The sequence below is a fragment of the Collimonas sp. OK607 genome (assembly GCF_900111995.1).
In the GTDB taxonomy this organism is placed as follows: domain Bacteria; phylum Pseudomonadota; class Gammaproteobacteria; order Burkholderiales; family Burkholderiaceae_D; genus Collimonas.
Genome location: NZ_FOKF01000040.1, coordinates 23,847 through 39,554 on the forward strand (window position 1 = coordinate 23,847; position 15,708 = coordinate 39,554).

Here is a 15,708-nt window from a genome sequence, read left to right on the forward strand (position 1 = left end):
GAAATAGTCATGATCGATGTCTATAGCTGGGCCACACCGAACGGTCACAAGGTACACATCCTGCTGGAAGAACTGGGCCTCCCTTATCGCGCACACGCAGTCGATATCGGCGCCGGCGACCAGTTCAAACCTGACTTCCTGTCGATTTCGCCCAACAACAAGATCCCGGCGATCGTCGATGCCGACGGCCCGGACGGCAAGCCGATCTCCCTGTTTGAATCGGGCGCGATCCTGGTTTACCTGGCCGGCAAGAGCGGCAAATTCCTGGGCCATACCGATCGCGAGAAATTCAATACCCTGCAATGGCTGATGTTCCAGATGGGCGGGGTCGGGCCGATGCTGGGCCAGACTCACCATTTCCGCATCTACGCGCCGGAAAAGATAGAGTACGCCATCAATCGCTACACCAACGAAGCCAGGCGCATCTACGGCGTGATCGACAAGCAATTGTCACAACACCCTTACCTCGCAGGCAACGAATATACGATTGCCGACATCGCCACTTTCCCGTGGCTTCGCTCCTGGAAAAACCAAGGCGTGGAATTGAGCGACTTTCCGCACCTGAAAGCCTGGTTCGATACGATCAGCGAACGCCCCGCAGTCAAGCGCGGCGTCGAAGTGCTAGCCTCGGCCCGCAAGCCGCTGACCGACGACAAGGCGCGGGATATCCTGTTTGGCGCTCAGCAGTATCAGAAACGATAAAAATAGAAACGTCCGCCGTTTGAGTTTTTTTACGATCTATGCAACGAGCAGTCAGAACTAACCGGGGTCAGAGTGAACTTTCGGTATGTTTTATCGCCGAAACTTCACTCTGACCCCGCTTAGTGAACCACGGAGCAGAGGTTGTAAAACGAAAAGAAACAAACCCGCAATAAGTGAACTACCGTTCTCCGAAGCCGTGATGTGGGGTCAGAGTGAAGTTTCGCGATAAAACCTGCGAAAGTTCACTCTGACCCCAGATCACTATGTCGTCGATTCGCAACCGACTACGATTCAGGATAGCTAACCGTTAATATTTCCAACTCATCAAGCCCCGCCGGCGTCATCAAGGTCACGCTCTCGCCTTCATGGGCCTTGGTCAAGGCCCGCGCCACCGGAGAAATCCAGCTGATCTTGCCATGCAAGGGATCGAGTTCATCGATGCCGACTATAGTCACCGTATGCTCTTCCCCGGCGTGATTCTGATAAGTCACCGTGGCGCCAAAAAACACCTGGTCGCGACCATGATGCACGCTCGGATCAACCACTTCGGCCAGATCCAGTCGCTTGGTTAAAAAGCGGATGCGGCGGTCGATTTCACGCAGCCTCCGCTTACCATAAATATAATCGCCGTTTTCGGAACGGTCGCCGTTCGAAGCAGCCCAGGAAACGATCCGCACCACCTCCGGCCGATCCACATCAATCAGACGCAACAACTCGTCTTTCATGCGTTGATAGCCTTCCGGCGTCATGTAATTCTTGGTGCCGGGCGGGATCGGCGGCAATCCGAATTCCAGATCGTCGTCATCGCCTTCAGATTCTTTTACAAATGCCTTGTTCATAGCTGACATTGTAGTTCCAATTGCGCCGCGACTACCGATTTGACTCTGGAACATGGCTTTTCTTGCATGGCGGTATGGTAAAGTCAGGCTGGTGCAATGTTGCCCGTGTTGACTTTAGATTCCGTCATATGCCTGCCAATTCTTCCCGCAATGCCCCTACCGCTCCGTTCCGGATCGGCCTCGCCACCAGCCGTAGCCACCAGCATGGCCCCGATTCGGCTCTGGCGCAGCTGCTCACGGGCAGCCGTCATCTCATCGAGCAGCAACTGAAGCCGCAACTGATCGTCGTCGGGCGCACGCTGGACGCCATGCATCAGCTTGGTTTGCTCACTGACTATCCGCACATCGAACGCTTCCCTTACGGCCGTCACGGCGGCCTGATGAAACTGGTATCGCGGGTGGTCGACGCCGATCCGGCGCGCACCCTGGATGCGGTGATCTACCTGATGGATCCGGTCGATCCGTCGTCGACCTTTCCAGAAGCAGTCGCCTTGAAACGGCAATGCGTGATTCACGGAAAGCCGTTTTTATCGACGCTGGCCGGCGCCCGCGAATGGCTGGAGCTGGAAGGCATGGCGGCCGGGGCTGCACCGAATCCAGCGCTCGACCCGACTTTCGACCTGGCGCAGGAAGGCATCGCGCTGATTGCCCACGACGCCATGAAGGAGCGGATGCTGGACATCGCGGAACGTCATTTCCAGCTGCTCGACCAGTTTGCATTTCGCTGCGCCACCGGCACCACCGGCAGCCTGCTCAACAAGCTGGCGCAAAAAATCAAAGGCGAGGAAGCCGGGCGCAACTGGGTAAAGCCTTTCCTCAGCGGCCCGCTGGGCGGCGATGCCCAGATCGCGGAATTGATCCTGGATCGCCAGCAATGCCGGCGCGTACTGTTTCTGGAAGATCCGCATGTCGCGCGCCAGCACGAAGCGGATATCCAGTTGCTGGAACGCGCTGCCCGCACCGTCACCGACTACGCACTGTGCATCAGCGATGCCGAATGCGGCGAACGCTGGCTGACCTTGCTGCACCAGCGCGCCGCATTGGCAAAACGCTAAGCTAGCCTACGCTATCGCCGCACGGCAGTGCGAACTGCCGTCGCTGTCAACAGCATTCTGGAACTCCATTTTTTATAGTGGTCGTGGCACATTTTCCTGTAGTTCAGGTTATCGGCTCAATTTTTTTAAAAAGCTGCCGTTAACAGTGTTTAGGCAGCATTTATGCCTGATCAGGAAAATCGATTTTGCAGCTTCAACCACCACCATCCACTATAAAAAATCCAAGATGCGTCACGAAAATTTCATAGTTCGAGAACCTTTACTTGATCCGAAACAAGTCGTTGTCGGTTACGACCTCACCTGGCAGGAAGCCGACGACGCCGACGAGCAGACGAATGAATATGATTTGCTTGCTTTGCTGGGTTTCGTCGCCGATCAGTTGAACGACGAAAAAACCGGCTGGTTGCTGGGCAATAAATTGCTGTTCCTCGAGGTGTCCCCGACCCTGCTTAAAAGCGAGGCAATCAAAAGAATGCCGGCTGCAAACATCGTGCTGACTCTCAAGCACAGCGACCTGGCCGATCCCGACACCTTGGCTACGGTAAACGCCTTGCGCGCCGAAGGCTATGGCATATCGCTGCGTGACGCAGAGCTGGCCGGCGCCTCATTCCCCACCGACATCTCACATCTTGAAGTACGATTTTCCGCCGGCGATTTCGCGGCGCAGGCGCGCCGCTACGCTGCGCTGAAAAAATCGTCGTTACGCATGGTCGGCCGGCCGGTTAGCAACTGGCAGGACTATGACGCTTGCGCCATGCTGGGACTGGACGCTTTCATCGGCAAGTTGCACCTGACGCCGCGCCCTGGCAAACGCGCCACGGGCTTGAATCCCGCTCAGAAAACCATTGTGCAAATCATGAACCTGGTTGCCAAGAATGCGAATCTGCAAAAAATTGAAGAAATCTTCAAACGCGATCCGGGCTTGTCTTACGAACTGCTGCGCTTCATCAATTCCGCTGCGTTCGGCTTGAAAACGGAGGTGCAGTCGCTACGCGCCGCCGTCGCCTTGCTGGGCTACGAAGCGTTGTTTCAATGGTTGTCTTTGCTGCTGGCGACTGCCAGCAGCAGCGGTTATTCGCCGGTATTGATGGAAACGGCGATCGTTCGCGGACGCTTCTCCGAGTTGCTCGGGCAAAAATACCTGCCTAAAGGAGAATCGGAAAACCTGTTTGTGGCCGGTATCTTTTCGCTATTGGACCGCCTGCTGGGCGTCAGCATGGAAGATGTTCTCGCCAACATCAAACTATCCGACCAGGTAGCCGCAGCGCTGCTGACACGTTCGGGACCGTATGGCCCTTATGTGGCATTGGCCGAGGTTTGCGAGCTGAACTCGCCGCTGGTCGCGCCATTGGCCAGCTCACTGAATATCAGTCCGACGGAAGTCAACCTGGCGCATCTGTCGGCGCTGGCGTGGGCCCAGAACCTGGGCGTGAAGGCCGCTTAGACGGCGGCATTCACCATCCTGGCAATTGCGATTACGCTGCGGCGGCGGCCGGCTGATTACCAGCCAGTTGCCGCTGCCAGTTGCGCAAGCCGATAACGGCGAGCACGATGAACGCGGCATACAAACCCGCGGTCAGGTTCAGGTCCTTATAGATATATACGCCGACATAGATGATGTCGACCGCGATCCATAGCCACCAGTTGGCGATATATTTACGCGCCATCCAGAACTGGGCAACCAGGCTGAAGCTGGTCAGCGCCGAATCCAGCCAAGGGATGTGCGCATCGGTAAAACTGGCCATGACATACCCCAGCACTACGCTACCTAACGCTCCGGCCAGCAGACCAGCCAGCAAACCGGATTTCGGCAAGCGTTGCGGTTGAATGTGATGGTTGTCCGGTTGGCTATTATCCTGACCCGGCACGGCCCTGCTCCACTGCCACCAGCCATACAACTGCATGACCGCAAAGATCAGTTGCAGCAGCAAATCCGAATACAGCTTCGCGTCCAGGAATATGCGTGCATATAACAGCACCGAGACCAGGCCGATCGGCCAGCACCACAAATGGCGGCGCGCAGTCAGCCAGACTGCCAAGGCGCTGATGATGACTGCAACGATTTCCAAACCTGACATCAGGACTCCTGTGGATTGTTTTTATGGTTGCTGTTGCGGTCGCTACGCCGCTGCAGATGATCCAGCAAATATCGACCCGCATCGCTATTAAACCACTCGGCATGACCGAGGAAATAATTATCGTAGGCCAGCGCCGAGTTCTCAGCGGATTTCTGCACACCATGGAAATAAGCCAGCTCCGACAGCGCAAATTCAGTATGCGCCAAAGGTAGCAATGCTGGCAAAGCAGCCGCTTCCGGTACTGACAATGGGCGTACCGCCTCGTAAGCATCGAGCATGGCGTCCAGCTGATCGATATGTATCAGTCGGCGCTGATTGACTGCCATTGTTGGCAAGGCCAGCCATGCGATCAGATTGCGCTCGATGGCGATGGCAAGATCGTAGATGGCGCAGGTACGATCGGCCAGCCCGAAATCAAGCAACGTTGTTACCGCAGCCGGTCCGTGCGCTTGCCACAGCAAATTGGAAGCATGCCAGTCGTTATGCGTCCATAAGGGTGCCAAGCCACGCAACATGGGACTTAAGCGCGCATGGAACGGCAACAGCACGCGCGTCACTTCCTGTTGCCAGTCACGCTGTGCCAGGTAGTCCGTCAATGCTGGCCGCTCCCGTATGTAATCCCCGATCCGGCTCAGCACTTCTTGCGGGTCTTCAGTATTGAACAGGGTAAAGCCTGACGCCAGCAATTTGATGTTGCGCGCAGGTGCATCGTAACCTCGCGCAGCGAGATGCAGCCGTGCCAACGCGCTGCCTGCTGCGGCCGCATCCTCAGTGTTGACGAACGGAGTCCATGAGGTCGCATCGCGATAGCGGTCAACGCCCTGCCCCGCGCGCTGCACCTCGTACGTCCAGTCGCCGTCGGCATGGGCCGTGCTGCCGTCGCTGGCTTGCAATACCTCGCTTACCGCCATTCCGTGCTGCCGCAGATGCGCCATGAAACGGTGCTCATCCATCAATTCGTCAGCAGTCCGGATCACCCGCAACAAACGCTTTACAAATATCGGGCCCGATTCCGTATCCGCTACACAAGCACTGGAAAACGGCCGCGGGCTATGCCAGTTCAGGCGCGTGACTGCACCAACCTGCGGATAATGGCGCAATAGCCGCGCCACTTCATCCAGGGTCAATGCCGGCCAGCTCGACGCCACCGCATCCAGGCCCATGCCGTGACTCATCACCGCAGGCATGGCTTGGCCGGTCGCGTCATCTTGTCTTGGGTCGCTCATGCGGCGTTCCTGATCCGGATCAAAAGTCGTACTGTACCGACAAGCGGGCCGTTCTCGGTGCGCCCAGATGCAGATAGCCGTCACCGATATATTCGCCGACATCTTTCCAATATCGCTTGTCGAACAGATTATCCACGCTCAGGCGCACCACCGTTGCATGACCCGACAAGCTGGTCTTGTAACGCAGGCCGGCATTGAACAAAGAATAAGCCGGCACGTCGACGTTGCCTTCCCGCGTGGCCGCTTTGCTGCCGCTGTATTGCCAGCCGCCCAGCACACTCAGGCCGGTAACCTGCGGCACTGTGTAGGCTGCATACAAGGCGGCGCGCAGCCGCGGTACATTGATGGCTTGATGGCCGTCGTAAGCCGGTGTCCCAGTGTCCTCGGCGCGTGCCTGGATCATGGCCATGCTGGCAGTCAGCCGCAGCTGCCTGGTCACCTGGCCGGCTGCACTCAGCTCTATCCCGCGATGGGTTTCGGTACCTTGCTGGACATAGGTAAAACCATTCTCGTCCGGCATCGGATATTCGTAAGGCTTGGTCATCTGGAATATCGCTGCGCTCAGGCTGAGCTGGTCGCGCCAGTCGTATTTGACGCCGGCTTCGATCTGGCGCGATACGGTCGGCGGCAAGAAAGCAAAGGCATTCTCGGTCCACCACGGCGCCTGGCCGCCCATCGTCAAACCCTTGCTGTAGCTGGCGTACAGGGACAGGTCGGCTTGCGGTTTGTAGACCAGGGCGATCTGCGGCAACAACAATGTTTTATCGGTGGTGCGCGTCGCCGCGCCGGTAACATCCAGCGCCCGTTCATTCACCCATACCTGGCGGGCGCCGGCGATCAGTTGCCATTGCGGATTGAAACTGAGGCGATCGACCGCAAACAAGGCCTTCTGCCGGCTATCCAGGCGTAGATAGGAAGCGTCTGGCGTCAGCGGCGACGGTTCATAGACTATCGGGTTCGGATTATAGATATTGTCGCTGCCGACATACTCATTGACGCCATCGCTTTGCGCCACGGTGCGGCGGAACATGCTCGCGCCAAAGGTCAGATCGTGACGCAGCTTGCCGGTATCCAGATGCCCTTGCAGCACGGCCTGCAACTGGTCGTTGCGCCGTGTGTCGTCGGGGAAGCGATAATCGTAGATATCGAAATCGCCGCCGGCACTGAAATAGCGCGCGGGCGTTCCGCCATCGCCGCAGGTGGCACCATAACCGCAGCCATACGGAAATGCCGAGTTATCGTCGATCACCACCCGGCTGCGGCTGGCCGCCAGATAGGCATGCCAGTCCGGCGTCAGGTCAAGATCCAGGCGCAGGTTCAGGTTGACCGAGTTGATCGTTACCGGCTTGGCCCACGGTTGCGCGCCCAGCAATTTTTCCGGCGAGACGTTGCCTGGGATGACCGTGCCGCCCAGCAGTTGGTAGCCCGGTGCGGAGCGTTGCTCGCGGTGCTGGTACTCGGCGTCGAATTGCAGCCGCGCCTGCGGCGTGATCACCCAGTCGGCGGCCAGCGAGGCAAAGTTGCGCTCGCCGTCGGCGTCGTTCACATACGAATGCAGGCTTTCGTGGGCGGCGTTGATGCGGATGCCGAACTGTTTTTGCTCGCCAAACAAGGTGCCAATATCGGCCGCCAGGTAACGCGAACCGCGCGAGTCTGTCTCAAGCGTGACGGAGCGCACATCGGCCGGACGCTTGGTCACATAGTTGATCAGGCCGCCGGGAGCAGCCATCCCGCTTTGCAGGCCGGCCAGGCCCTTCAGGATTTCGACGCTCTCTTTGTTTTCAAGCGCCACATTCTGTTCGCCGGCAATGCTCATGCCGTTGATCTGGTAACTCGATGCCAGATCCAGCGCAAAGCCGCGAATGGTAAAGTTTTCGTAGTAGCCGACCGGCGCGTAATTGTCGCCGACGGCGGCATCGTTGCGCACCACTTCGCTCAACAGGCGTGACTGCTGGTCATCCAGCTGACTACGGGTGATAACCGAAATCGACGCGGGCGTATCCAGCAAGGGCGCATCGCCGAATGTCCCGATCGAGGCAGATCTTTTGCGATAACTGTCGGCGCCATTTCCGGCACCGGTTACGGTAATAGTCGGCAACGTCGGAACGCTGTCCGCTTTGGTCTGCGATTGCCCCGTCTGTGCGGGAACACTTGCCGCAGTCTCTTTTTGATCGGAAATGCTTTGCGCATGCGCCATGTGGGCGGTGGCTGCGGCAATCAGTGTAATCAACAGTTTTTTTCTGGCTGGCAATGGCAACGTGCGTGTGCGGTTAGCGACAGAGTGAAATTCTTTTATATTTATCATTATTTTGTTGTCATACATACACAAAAACACATATCAATTAATTAATGTGCATATATAAAGTCTAAAAATCCGAAGGCGGTTAAAACAGGACTCGCATTATCCGTCTTTTTGATTAGATTGGAATTAGAGCGTGCGCAATATCGACCTTTGCATCCACAACCCCTATTTTTTCGTATACCGATGTGACGCAATTTGAAAACCAAAGGAGGTGCGCTCATGGTTAGCCGACGCAATATGATCTTGAGAGCTGGCGCCGCATTATTGGCGGGTGGCTGGCTGGCCAGCCGGGGACAGCGGGCGTTTGCCACTGAAACGTTCGAAATCAACCATACCGATGCCGAATGGAAACAACGCCTGACAGCGGTCCAGTATGCAATTTTGCGGCAGGAAGGCACGGAGCGACCGTTTTCCAGTCCGCTCGACCATGAGAAACGCGCCGGCACCTATTTTTGTTCGGGTTGCAATTTAGCGGCTTTTTCGTCCAGGAACAAATTCGACAGCGGCACCGGCTGGCCCAGCTTCTGGCAACCGCTGCCAAATGCAGTGGCCACCAGAACCGACACCACGTTCGGCATGAAGCGCACCGAAGTGCATTGCCGCCGTTGCGGCGGCCATTTGGGCCATGTATTTGACGATGGGCCGAAACCTACCGGCCTGCGTTATTGCATGAACGGCGCCGTGCTGACGTTCAAACCTGAAATCTGAAGTCTGAAGTCTGAAGTCTTGGCGCCCAGCCTTATACGCGGCGAGTGCCGGTATCGACAGCCTTGGTCTGCCCCGATTCCAGCGTAAAGCCGGCGCCGGAATCGGTGCCCAGTACCTTGACCAGGTAAGGCATCAATTCTTTCAGCATCGGTTCCAGCGTCCATGGCGGATTGATCACGAACATGCCGCTGCTGTGCAGGCCGAAGCCGTCCGGCGATGGCGTCTTCACGGTCAGCGTGACGTTCAGCCAGCCGTTGGCTTTCATACGCTTCAGCTTGTCCGGCATCTGGCGCGATTCCATGCGGTTCAACAGCGGATACCAGACGGCGTAGGTGCCGGTGGAAAAACGGATCAACGCATCTTCGATAGTGTTCTTGACGTGGCGGTAATCGTCTTTGACTTCATACGGCGGATCGATCAGCACCAGGCCGCGGCGCGATGGCGGCGGCAGCAATGCCTTCAGGCCGAGGAAGCCATCGCCCAGATGGATCATGACGCGTTTGCCGCGGCCATTGCCGCGCGGGTTGCGCTCGGCTTCCAGGCGGCGGAAATTATCGGTCAGGATCTTGCCATCGCTCGGATGCAGCTCAAACAGGCGCAGGCGATCCTGCTCACGCATGATCGCATCGGCGCAATACGGCGAACCCGGGTAGTAGCGCAGCTTGCCGTCGGGATTCAACTGGCGCACTACGTCCACATACTCCGCCACCGCCGGCGGCAAATCCTTGCGGTCCCAAAGACGGCTGATACCGGTCTCGAACTCGGCGTTTTTCGACGCATAACCGCCATCCAGCGCATATACGCCGGCGCCGGCATGGGTGTCGATGACCATGTAGGAGGTATCTTTCTGGCCCAGGTAGCGCAATAACTGGATGGTGACCAAGTGCTTCAGCACATCGGCATGATTGCCCGCATGGAAGGCATGGCGGTAACTCAACATAGGAAACTCTATCGTGGTGAAGTGTGTTGCCACACTCTACATCAAAGAACCGGTCGGCTACTGTGTAGAAGTGCGGCGAGGTGGCTTGGGAACTGCGTACAACTAAGCGCCCCGTGCGCAAACGACCCGCATTCTAACATTCCAGCAATCGATAAGAAAAAGCTATTCGATTATTCGATTTCGGCTTGCATTTTCAACATCTCTTCCGCCACCTTGACGCAAGCTTCGATATGCCGGTTTCCGATCGCCCGGAATGCAGAAAAGCCGATCGCCGCCGACACCATCTGGCCGGCGATGGGCACCAGCCGGGCAGCGTTCTTCGATACCAGCTTGACGCCGCTGCGCGTGAGGATTTTAAGCATCAGCTCACGCGTCACCATCCGCCCTACCAGCGTGCTGCCAAGGCCGACGATAGTGCTATAGGTAGCTACCTTGAGTTTAGGCTGGAGTTTTTCGATCTGCTGCGGCGTCATGCCGAATTCGGCATTGATGTCTTCGATCAGGCGCGACAGCAAATGAATATCGATTGCGATATCGACGCCCATGATCGGCAGCGCCGAAGCGCCGGCAGACAACAGCGCGCGCTTGGCCACCATCTGCCGGCAGCGCTGGCGCGCCGTATGCAGCGCATGTTCGGAAGCGGGAATCAGGATCCCCGCTTCCGTCCTGGCTGGCTTACGCCCACGCAGCCGGTCGAACATCAGCTCGCTGCCTTGCCTTTAACGAAGCCGTAAATCAACAACAGGATGAAAGCGCCGATGATGGAGCCGATAAAGCCCGCGCCCTGGCCAGCGTGATACCAGCCGAGAGCCTGGCCGATATAACCAGCCAAAAACGAACCGGCGATGCCCAGCAAGGTAGTCACGATAAAACCCATGTTCTCCCTCCCTGGATGAAGAAATTTAGCAATCACGCCGACCACGAAACCTACGACGATTGTCCACAGGATTTCCATTGATGCTCCTCAGAGTTGTTGTTGGCTGCGGGCCGTTTGTTCTTGAAAAACCGACGGCCCGGCGTCCAATATAGAGCAAAGCTTGCTCCTGCGCAGTGGCTGGGAAGTAAATTTATGTGGGATATTGCCCTAAAGATATTAATATAAATACCAAATAAACAATGTAGTCTGCGAGTTTTCTGTTTTAGCCGCGCTCTTAGATCATGCTATGCATGCAGCTCTTGCGCTCGGTCCAGCCGGAAATACGCATCCAGCAAGGACGTCTTGTAGACCGCCCCCAACAATTCCGGATCCTCGTGGCTACGCACCACCGGCAGCCGCTCGCCCTGATGATCCAGGAAAGACTGCAACGCATCCCCCAGCGACATCTCCGGCGTCACCACATGCAGGAATTCGCGCCGCACAAAATCTTCCGCCACCCGCGTTTGCGTATCGGTCTTTTCCAGCAGGCAGGAAGTAATGTCTTGCAAGGCCACCACGCCGCAATAGCGATTACGCTGATCGACGATGTAAATGTATTTCACCGGATATTTCAGGAACAGCCCGCTGATCTCGGCAAACGATGCTGTCAGCGGCAACACGGTATCCGCCGGCCGGATCAGTTCGCTCATGTGAATGCCACGCAGGCGCACCCGCTCCTGGGCGTCGCGATTACGCTTGATCGTGATGTCGTACATGGAAGCGCCGTTGATGCTGCGCGCAATGAAATAAGCCACGACGCATGACAACATCAGCGGTAACACCACCTGATAGCTCAAGGTCATCTCGAAAATCATCAGGATCGCCATCAGCGGCGCGCTGGTCGCCGCCGCCAGGAACGCGCCCATACCTACCATCGCATAGGCAAACGGCGCTGAGGTGGTGCCTGGCAGCACGACGTGCAGCACTTGTCCGAACAGATAACCGATGGCGGCGCCGACAAACAATGTCGGCGTGAAGATACCGCCGACCGCGCCCGAGCCGGTAGTGATGGCGGTGGCCACCACCTTCAGCAGCAGCAGCAGCAATACGCTCCACCACACCCAGGGCGTATGCAGCAGCGAATTGACCACGCTATAGCCGTTACCCCACACCTCGGGCATCCAGATCGAAATCAGGCCCACCAGCAAGCCACCCAGGCCGAGCCGCAGCGGCAATGGCAATGCGGTCCTGGTAAACAGTTTTTTGGAGAATCCCAGCAAACGCAGGAATTGCGGTGCAGCGACGCCGGCCATGATGCCGAGCAATACGAACCACAAAATTTCGATGCCGGCGATAGGCGGAAACGGCGGCATTTCGTAGGCCGGATGGTAGCCGGGCAATTCGCGCATGGTGATGTTGGCGACCACCGAGGCCACCACCACCGGGCCGAAACTCTCCATGACAATCGCACCCAGCACGATTTCTGTCACGAAAAAAGCGCCAGCAATCGGCGCGTTGTAGGCCGAGGTAATACCGGCCGCCGCGCCGCACGCCACCAGCAAACGCAAGCGGGCCGGGTTGAAGTGAGTGACACGCCCTACCAGCGATGCCGCCAGCGCTGCCAGCTGCACCATCGGGCCTTCGCGCCCGATCGAACCGCCGGAGACAACCGTCGCCAGCGAAGACAAACTACGTAGCAGGCTCTGCCGCACCGGGATATTCCCGTCGCCAATCGCTACCGCTTCCATGTAGTCCGAGGTGGCGCTGGATGGCATGCGCTTTGCCAGCACCAGGATGGCGCCGGCTATCAGGCCGCCGGCGGCCGGCAACAACAACCGCATCGACCACGGCAAGCTTTTGGCCATGGCGACAAAACTGCCGCTCTGACCGGTCAGCAGCGACTGCAAGCCGTAGATGCATTCACGGAACAGCACCGTCGCCACCGCACCCAGGAAACCGACCACCGCCGCCCACAAGAGCATCGAGTGGCTTTCCGAAAAATGAAACTGCCGCTGCAGCCGAATCCGATATCTTAAAAGCGTGCTACGTGGGAGCATGGTGTGTGTGAAGGCAAGGAGAATATGGTTGGAATGCTGCCGCGTTACCTGGCCATCAGCGCGTCGAAATACGCCATATCGGCAGCCACCGCCGCTTCCGCCTTGATTTGCATGGCTTGATAACGGGCGATGATCTCATGCCCGATTGGCGTGACCTGTGCACCGCCGCCTTTGGCGCCGCCAGTCGCGGTCGCCACCAGCGGCGACTTGAAGCATTGGTTCATTGCCTCTACCAGCAACCACGCGCGGCGATAAGACATGCCGATAGCGCGCGCTGCCGCAGAAATCGAACCGCTTTGATGGATAGCTAGCAACAGCGCCGCCTTGCCTGGACCGAAGGCGATTGCATCGCCCTGCATCACTCTGAGTCGAATCGATTTGGAATTTGCCATATGCGGGATTGTAGCAAGGAGGTAGGCAGCGATTCAGGTATTTTATTGACAAGCACGTTGCGTTAGCAGGATTTTATGGTGTTTCGGCATGGTTCCTACTCAGTTTCAATTCAGTTTCAATTCAGTGCCGATATGATTAAAGTTGACCTACGCTGTATCCTGCCATATATTTCGTTTCTGCCATTTGTCATTTGCCGCCCTGGAGATATTGTGATCTTGCTTCGTTTTAAACGCCTCGTTCTTGCTAGCGCCCTTCCTCTGTTGCTGTTGGCGCCGGCAGTGCATGCAGCCGACCTGATAGTTTCGGCCGCCGCCAGCCTGACCAATGCTTTCAAGGACCTGGGCCAGTCGTTTGAGGCCCAAAATCCGGATACCAAGGTGATACTCAACTTTGCAGCATCCGACGTCTTGCTGCAGCAAATCATCAAAGGCGCGCCGGCGGACGTATTTGCTTCCGCCGACCAGGAAGCCATGAACAAGGCCGAAGCTGAAAAAGCGGTGGTCGCCAGCAGCCGCAAGAATTTTGCGAATAACCAGATCGTGCTGATCGTGCCGGCCGACAGCCAGCTGCACATCCAGCAATTGCAGGATCTGACCCAGCCAGCGGTCAAGCGCATCGCTTACGGTAATCCGGCGTCGGTGCCGGTTGGCCGTTACACCAAGGCTGCGCTGGAACACGCGAACCTGTGGGATGTCGTTGCCGCCAAAGGCGTGCCAGCGCAAAACGTACGGCAGAGCCTGGATTACGTGGCGCGCGGCGAAGTCGAAGCCGGTTTCGTTTTCTCTACCGACGCAGCGATCATGCCGGACAAGGTCAAGGTTGCAATGCGCGTACCCGCCCAAACTGCGGTCAGTTATCCGATCGCCGTCACTGCCAACACCAAGCAAGCTGACATGGCAGCCAAATTCGTCGCGTACGTTCTGTCGCCGACCGGCCAGGCCACACTGGCGCGCTATGGCTTCTTGAAACCCTGATGACAGAGTGTTATCGTCAAGTTTTTCAGCACAGCATCAAGGGTAGGCAGTGAATAGAACGCAGAAGCCATGAACAGCGGAGTGTGGGTTGCCCTGACGCTGTCGTTGAAAGTTGCAGGCTGGGCGACCTTGATCAACATGGTGCTCGGGGTCGCTGCCGCCTACGGCTTGTCGCGCTGGCGCTCGCCAGCGCGCGACCTGGTCGACGCCATCCTCACTCTGCCGCTGGTGCTACCGCCGACCGTGCTCGGCTACTATCTGCTGGTGTTGCTGGGCCGCCGCGGCGTGTTCGGCGCCTGGCTGGACAAATTGGGCATCGAGCTGGTATTCACCTGGCAAGGCGCGGTGATCGCGGCTACCATCGTCGCCTTCCCACTGGTACTCAAATCGGCCCGCGCCGCTTTTGAAAATGTTGATGTGCAATTGGAAAATGCTGCCCGCGTGCTGGGCGTGTCGGAGGCCGGAGTCTTCTTCCGTGTAACCTTGCCGCTGGCCTCCAAGGGCATCGTGGCAGGCGTGCTGCTGGCCTTCGCCCGCGCACTGGGTGAATTCGGAGCCACCCTGATGATCGCCGGCAATCTGCCGGGCCGCACCCAGACCTTATCGGTCGCCATTTATGAAGCGGTGCAAGCCGGCGACGACCAGACTGCCAACCTGCTGGTGCTGATTACCTCGGCCACCTGCATTGTGGTGCTGCTGATCGCCGGCCGCCTGTTACCGAAAAGCCAGCAACGCCGGCAATCATGATGGATTTCCCATGACCATTGAAATCCGCATCAGCAAACATTTGCAAGCCAACGACCGTGGCTTCAATCTCGACATCGCCTTGCTTACCGAAAGCAATCGTGTGGTGCTGTACGGCCCCTCGGGCGCCGGCAAGAGCCTGACCCTGCAGGCCATTGCCGGTTTGCTAACACCAGACAAAGGCCTGATACGCCTCAAGCAAAACATCTTATTCGATAGCGCGGCCGGCACTTGCCTGCCGCCGCAACAGCGTAAGGTCGCCTATCTGTTCCAGGACTATGCGCTGTTTCCGCACCTCACCGTAGCTCAGAACGTGGCTTTCGGATTGCGCTCGGGCAGCTTTAATCTGCGCCATCCGCACGACCATCCGGCAGTAAAGAAATGGCTGGCCTCATTCGAATTGAGCGCCGCCGCCAACAGCTATCCGCATCAGTTGTCGGGCGGCCAGCGGCAGCGCGTGGCGCTGGCCAGGGCATTGGTGCTGGAACCGGATATCCTGCTGCTGGACGAACCGTTTTCCGCGCTCGATTTGAGTTTGCGCGACAGGATGCGGCGTGAATTGTCCGAACTGCAAAAGCAGTTGAACGTGCCAATGATGGTGATCACCCACGACCCTGCCGACCTGGCCATGCTGGGTGACGAAATATTCGAGATCCGCGATGGCATGATTACGCCCGCGCCGCCCGCCAGAACATAAAGTAAAGCAAAGCAAAGCCAGGATATAAAAAAACGCAGCCGAAGCTGTAATGCCGTTCAGTTAAGACTGGACGGCATTTTTATTTTGGGCTTGTAAACGTTCGGGCCAGCTGTTAACCTGCGTGTCGATGCTCGATG

Annotated in this window: 16 protein-coding genes; 7 read left to right on the top strand and 9 right to left on the bottom strand. The window is 57.5% G+C overall.

Going from position 1 to position 15,708, the window contains the following annotated elements; translation table 11 throughout:
- The first annotated feature begins 9 nt into the window (after positions 1-9).
- Positions 10-702, top strand: a complete 693-nt coding sequence (locus BM029_RS21060) for a glutathione binding-like protein (RefSeq protein WP_092439402.1) — start codon at positions 10-12, stop codon at positions 700-702.
- Between the two features lie 284 nt (positions 703-986).
- Here the strand turns inward: BM029_RS21060 and greB are convergent, their stop codons facing one another.
- On the bottom strand, positions 987-1,541 hold the full coding sequence (gene greB / locus BM029_RS21065) for a transcription elongation factor GreB (RefSeq protein ID WP_092439425.1): 555 nt from the start codon (positions 1,539-1,541) through the stop codon (positions 987-989).
- 128 nt (positions 1,542-1,669) lie between these two features.
- On the opposite strand from greB, the gene BM029_RS21070 reads away from it, so the two are divergent.
- Positions 1,670-2,596 carry a methylglyoxal synthase gene (locus BM029_RS21070; protein WP_092439404.1) on the top strand — a complete coding sequence of 309 codons (927 nt, stop codon included), beginning with the start codon at positions 1,670-1,672 and terminating at the stop codon, positions 2,594-2,596.
- Positions 2,597-2,822: 226 nt separating this feature from the next.
- Complete coding sequence (locus BM029_RS21075) at positions 2,823-4,040, top strand: EAL and HDOD domain-containing protein (RefSeq protein WP_092439427.1); 1,218 nt, start codon at positions 2,823-2,825, stop codon at positions 4,038-4,040.
- Between the two features lie 31 nt (positions 4,041-4,071).
- Here BM029_RS21075 and pnuC read toward each other — a convergent pair whose 3' ends face one another.
- The 3 genes from pnuC to BM029_RS21090 are packed head-to-tail and all read right to left on the bottom strand — an operon-like array spanning position 4,072 to position 8,097.
- Complete coding sequence (gene pnuC / locus BM029_RS21080; protein WP_170851167.1) at positions 4,072-4,674, bottom strand: nicotinamide riboside transporter PnuC; 603 nt, start codon at positions 4,672-4,674, stop codon at positions 4,072-4,074.
- Positions 4,674-5,900 carry a phosphotransferase enzyme family protein gene (locus BM029_RS21085; protein WP_092439408.1) on the bottom strand — a complete coding sequence of 409 codons (1,227 nt, stop codon included), beginning with the start codon at positions 5,898-5,900 and terminating at the stop codon, positions 4,674-4,676. Before BM029_RS21085 ends, pnuC begins: the two co-directional genes overlap by 1 nt.
- Before the next feature lie 19 nt (positions 5,901-5,919).
- Positions 5,920-8,097, bottom strand: coding sequence for a TonB-dependent siderophore receptor (locus tag BM029_RS21090; protein ID WP_244545158.1), 2,178 nt, complete (start codon positions 8,095-8,097; stop codon positions 5,920-5,922).
- Between the two features lie 324 nt (positions 8,098-8,421).
- Here BM029_RS21090 and msrB point away from each other — a divergent pair, with 324 nt between their 5' ends.
- Positions 8,422-8,910, top strand: coding sequence for a peptide-methionine (R)-S-oxide reductase MsrB (gene msrB, locus BM029_RS21095; RefSeq protein ID WP_092439410.1), 489 nt, complete (start codon positions 8,422-8,424; stop codon positions 8,908-8,910).
- Between the two features lie 31 nt (positions 8,911-8,941).
- Here the strand turns inward: msrB and BM029_RS21100 are convergent, their stop codons facing one another.
- The 5 genes from BM029_RS21100 to BM029_RS21120 all read right to left on the bottom strand — a co-directional run bounded on the left by BM029_RS21100 (position 8,942) and on the right by BM029_RS21120 (position 13,155).
- On the bottom strand, positions 8,942-9,850 hold the full coding sequence (locus BM029_RS21100) for a 23S rRNA (adenine(2030)-N(6))-methyltransferase RlmJ (protein ID WP_092439412.1): 909 nt from the start codon (positions 9,848-9,850) through the stop codon (positions 8,942-8,944).
- A 170-nt stretch (positions 9,851-10,020) separates the two neighbouring features.
- On the bottom strand, positions 10,021-10,551 hold the full coding sequence (locus BM029_RS21105; RefSeq protein WP_092439413.1) for a hypothetical protein: 531 nt from the start codon (positions 10,549-10,551) through the stop codon (positions 10,021-10,023).
- The gene (locus BM029_RS21110; protein WP_092439415.1) at positions 10,551-10,805 is read right to left on the bottom strand and encodes a GlsB/YeaQ/YmgE family stress response membrane protein; all 255 of its coding nucleotides are present in this window, start codon (positions 10,803-10,805) and stop codon (positions 10,551-10,553) included. The genes BM029_RS21105 and BM029_RS21110 overlap by 1 nt, the downstream gene beginning before the upstream one ends.
- A 206-nt stretch (positions 10,806-11,011) precedes the next feature.
- On the bottom strand, positions 11,012-12,763 hold the full coding sequence (locus BM029_RS21115; protein ID WP_092439417.1) for a ClcB-like voltage-gated chloride channel protein: 1,752 nt from the start codon (positions 12,761-12,763) through the stop codon (positions 11,012-11,014).
- Between the two features lie 44 nt (positions 12,764-12,807).
- The gene (locus BM029_RS21120; protein WP_092439419.1) at positions 12,808-13,155 is read right to left on the bottom strand and encodes a winged helix-turn-helix domain-containing protein; all 348 of its coding nucleotides are present in this window, start codon (positions 13,153-13,155) and stop codon (positions 12,808-12,810) included.
- Between the two features lie 216 nt (positions 13,156-13,371).
- On the opposite strand from BM029_RS21120, the gene modA reads away from it, so the two are divergent.
- From modA to BM029_RS21135, 3 genes are all read left to right on the top strand, one after another.
- Positions 13,372-14,130: a molybdate ABC transporter substrate-binding protein gene (gene modA / locus BM029_RS21125; RefSeq protein ID WP_371329151.1), complete on the top strand. Its 759-nt coding sequence runs from the start codon at positions 13,372-13,374 to the stop codon at positions 14,128-14,130.
- Positions 14,131-14,199: 69 nt separating this feature from the next.
- Positions 14,200-14,877 (top strand): molybdate ABC transporter permease subunit, encoded by a 678-nt coding sequence (modB, locus tag BM029_RS21130; protein ID WP_092439420.1) that lies wholly within the window; start codon positions 14,200-14,202, stop codon positions 14,875-14,877.
- 10 nt (positions 14,878-14,887) lie between these two features.
- Positions 14,888-15,571, top strand: coding sequence for an ATP-binding cassette domain-containing protein (locus BM029_RS21135; protein ID WP_092439422.1), 684 nt, complete (start codon positions 14,888-14,890; stop codon positions 15,569-15,571).
- The last annotated feature ends 137 nt before the right edge of the window (positions 15,572-15,708 follow it).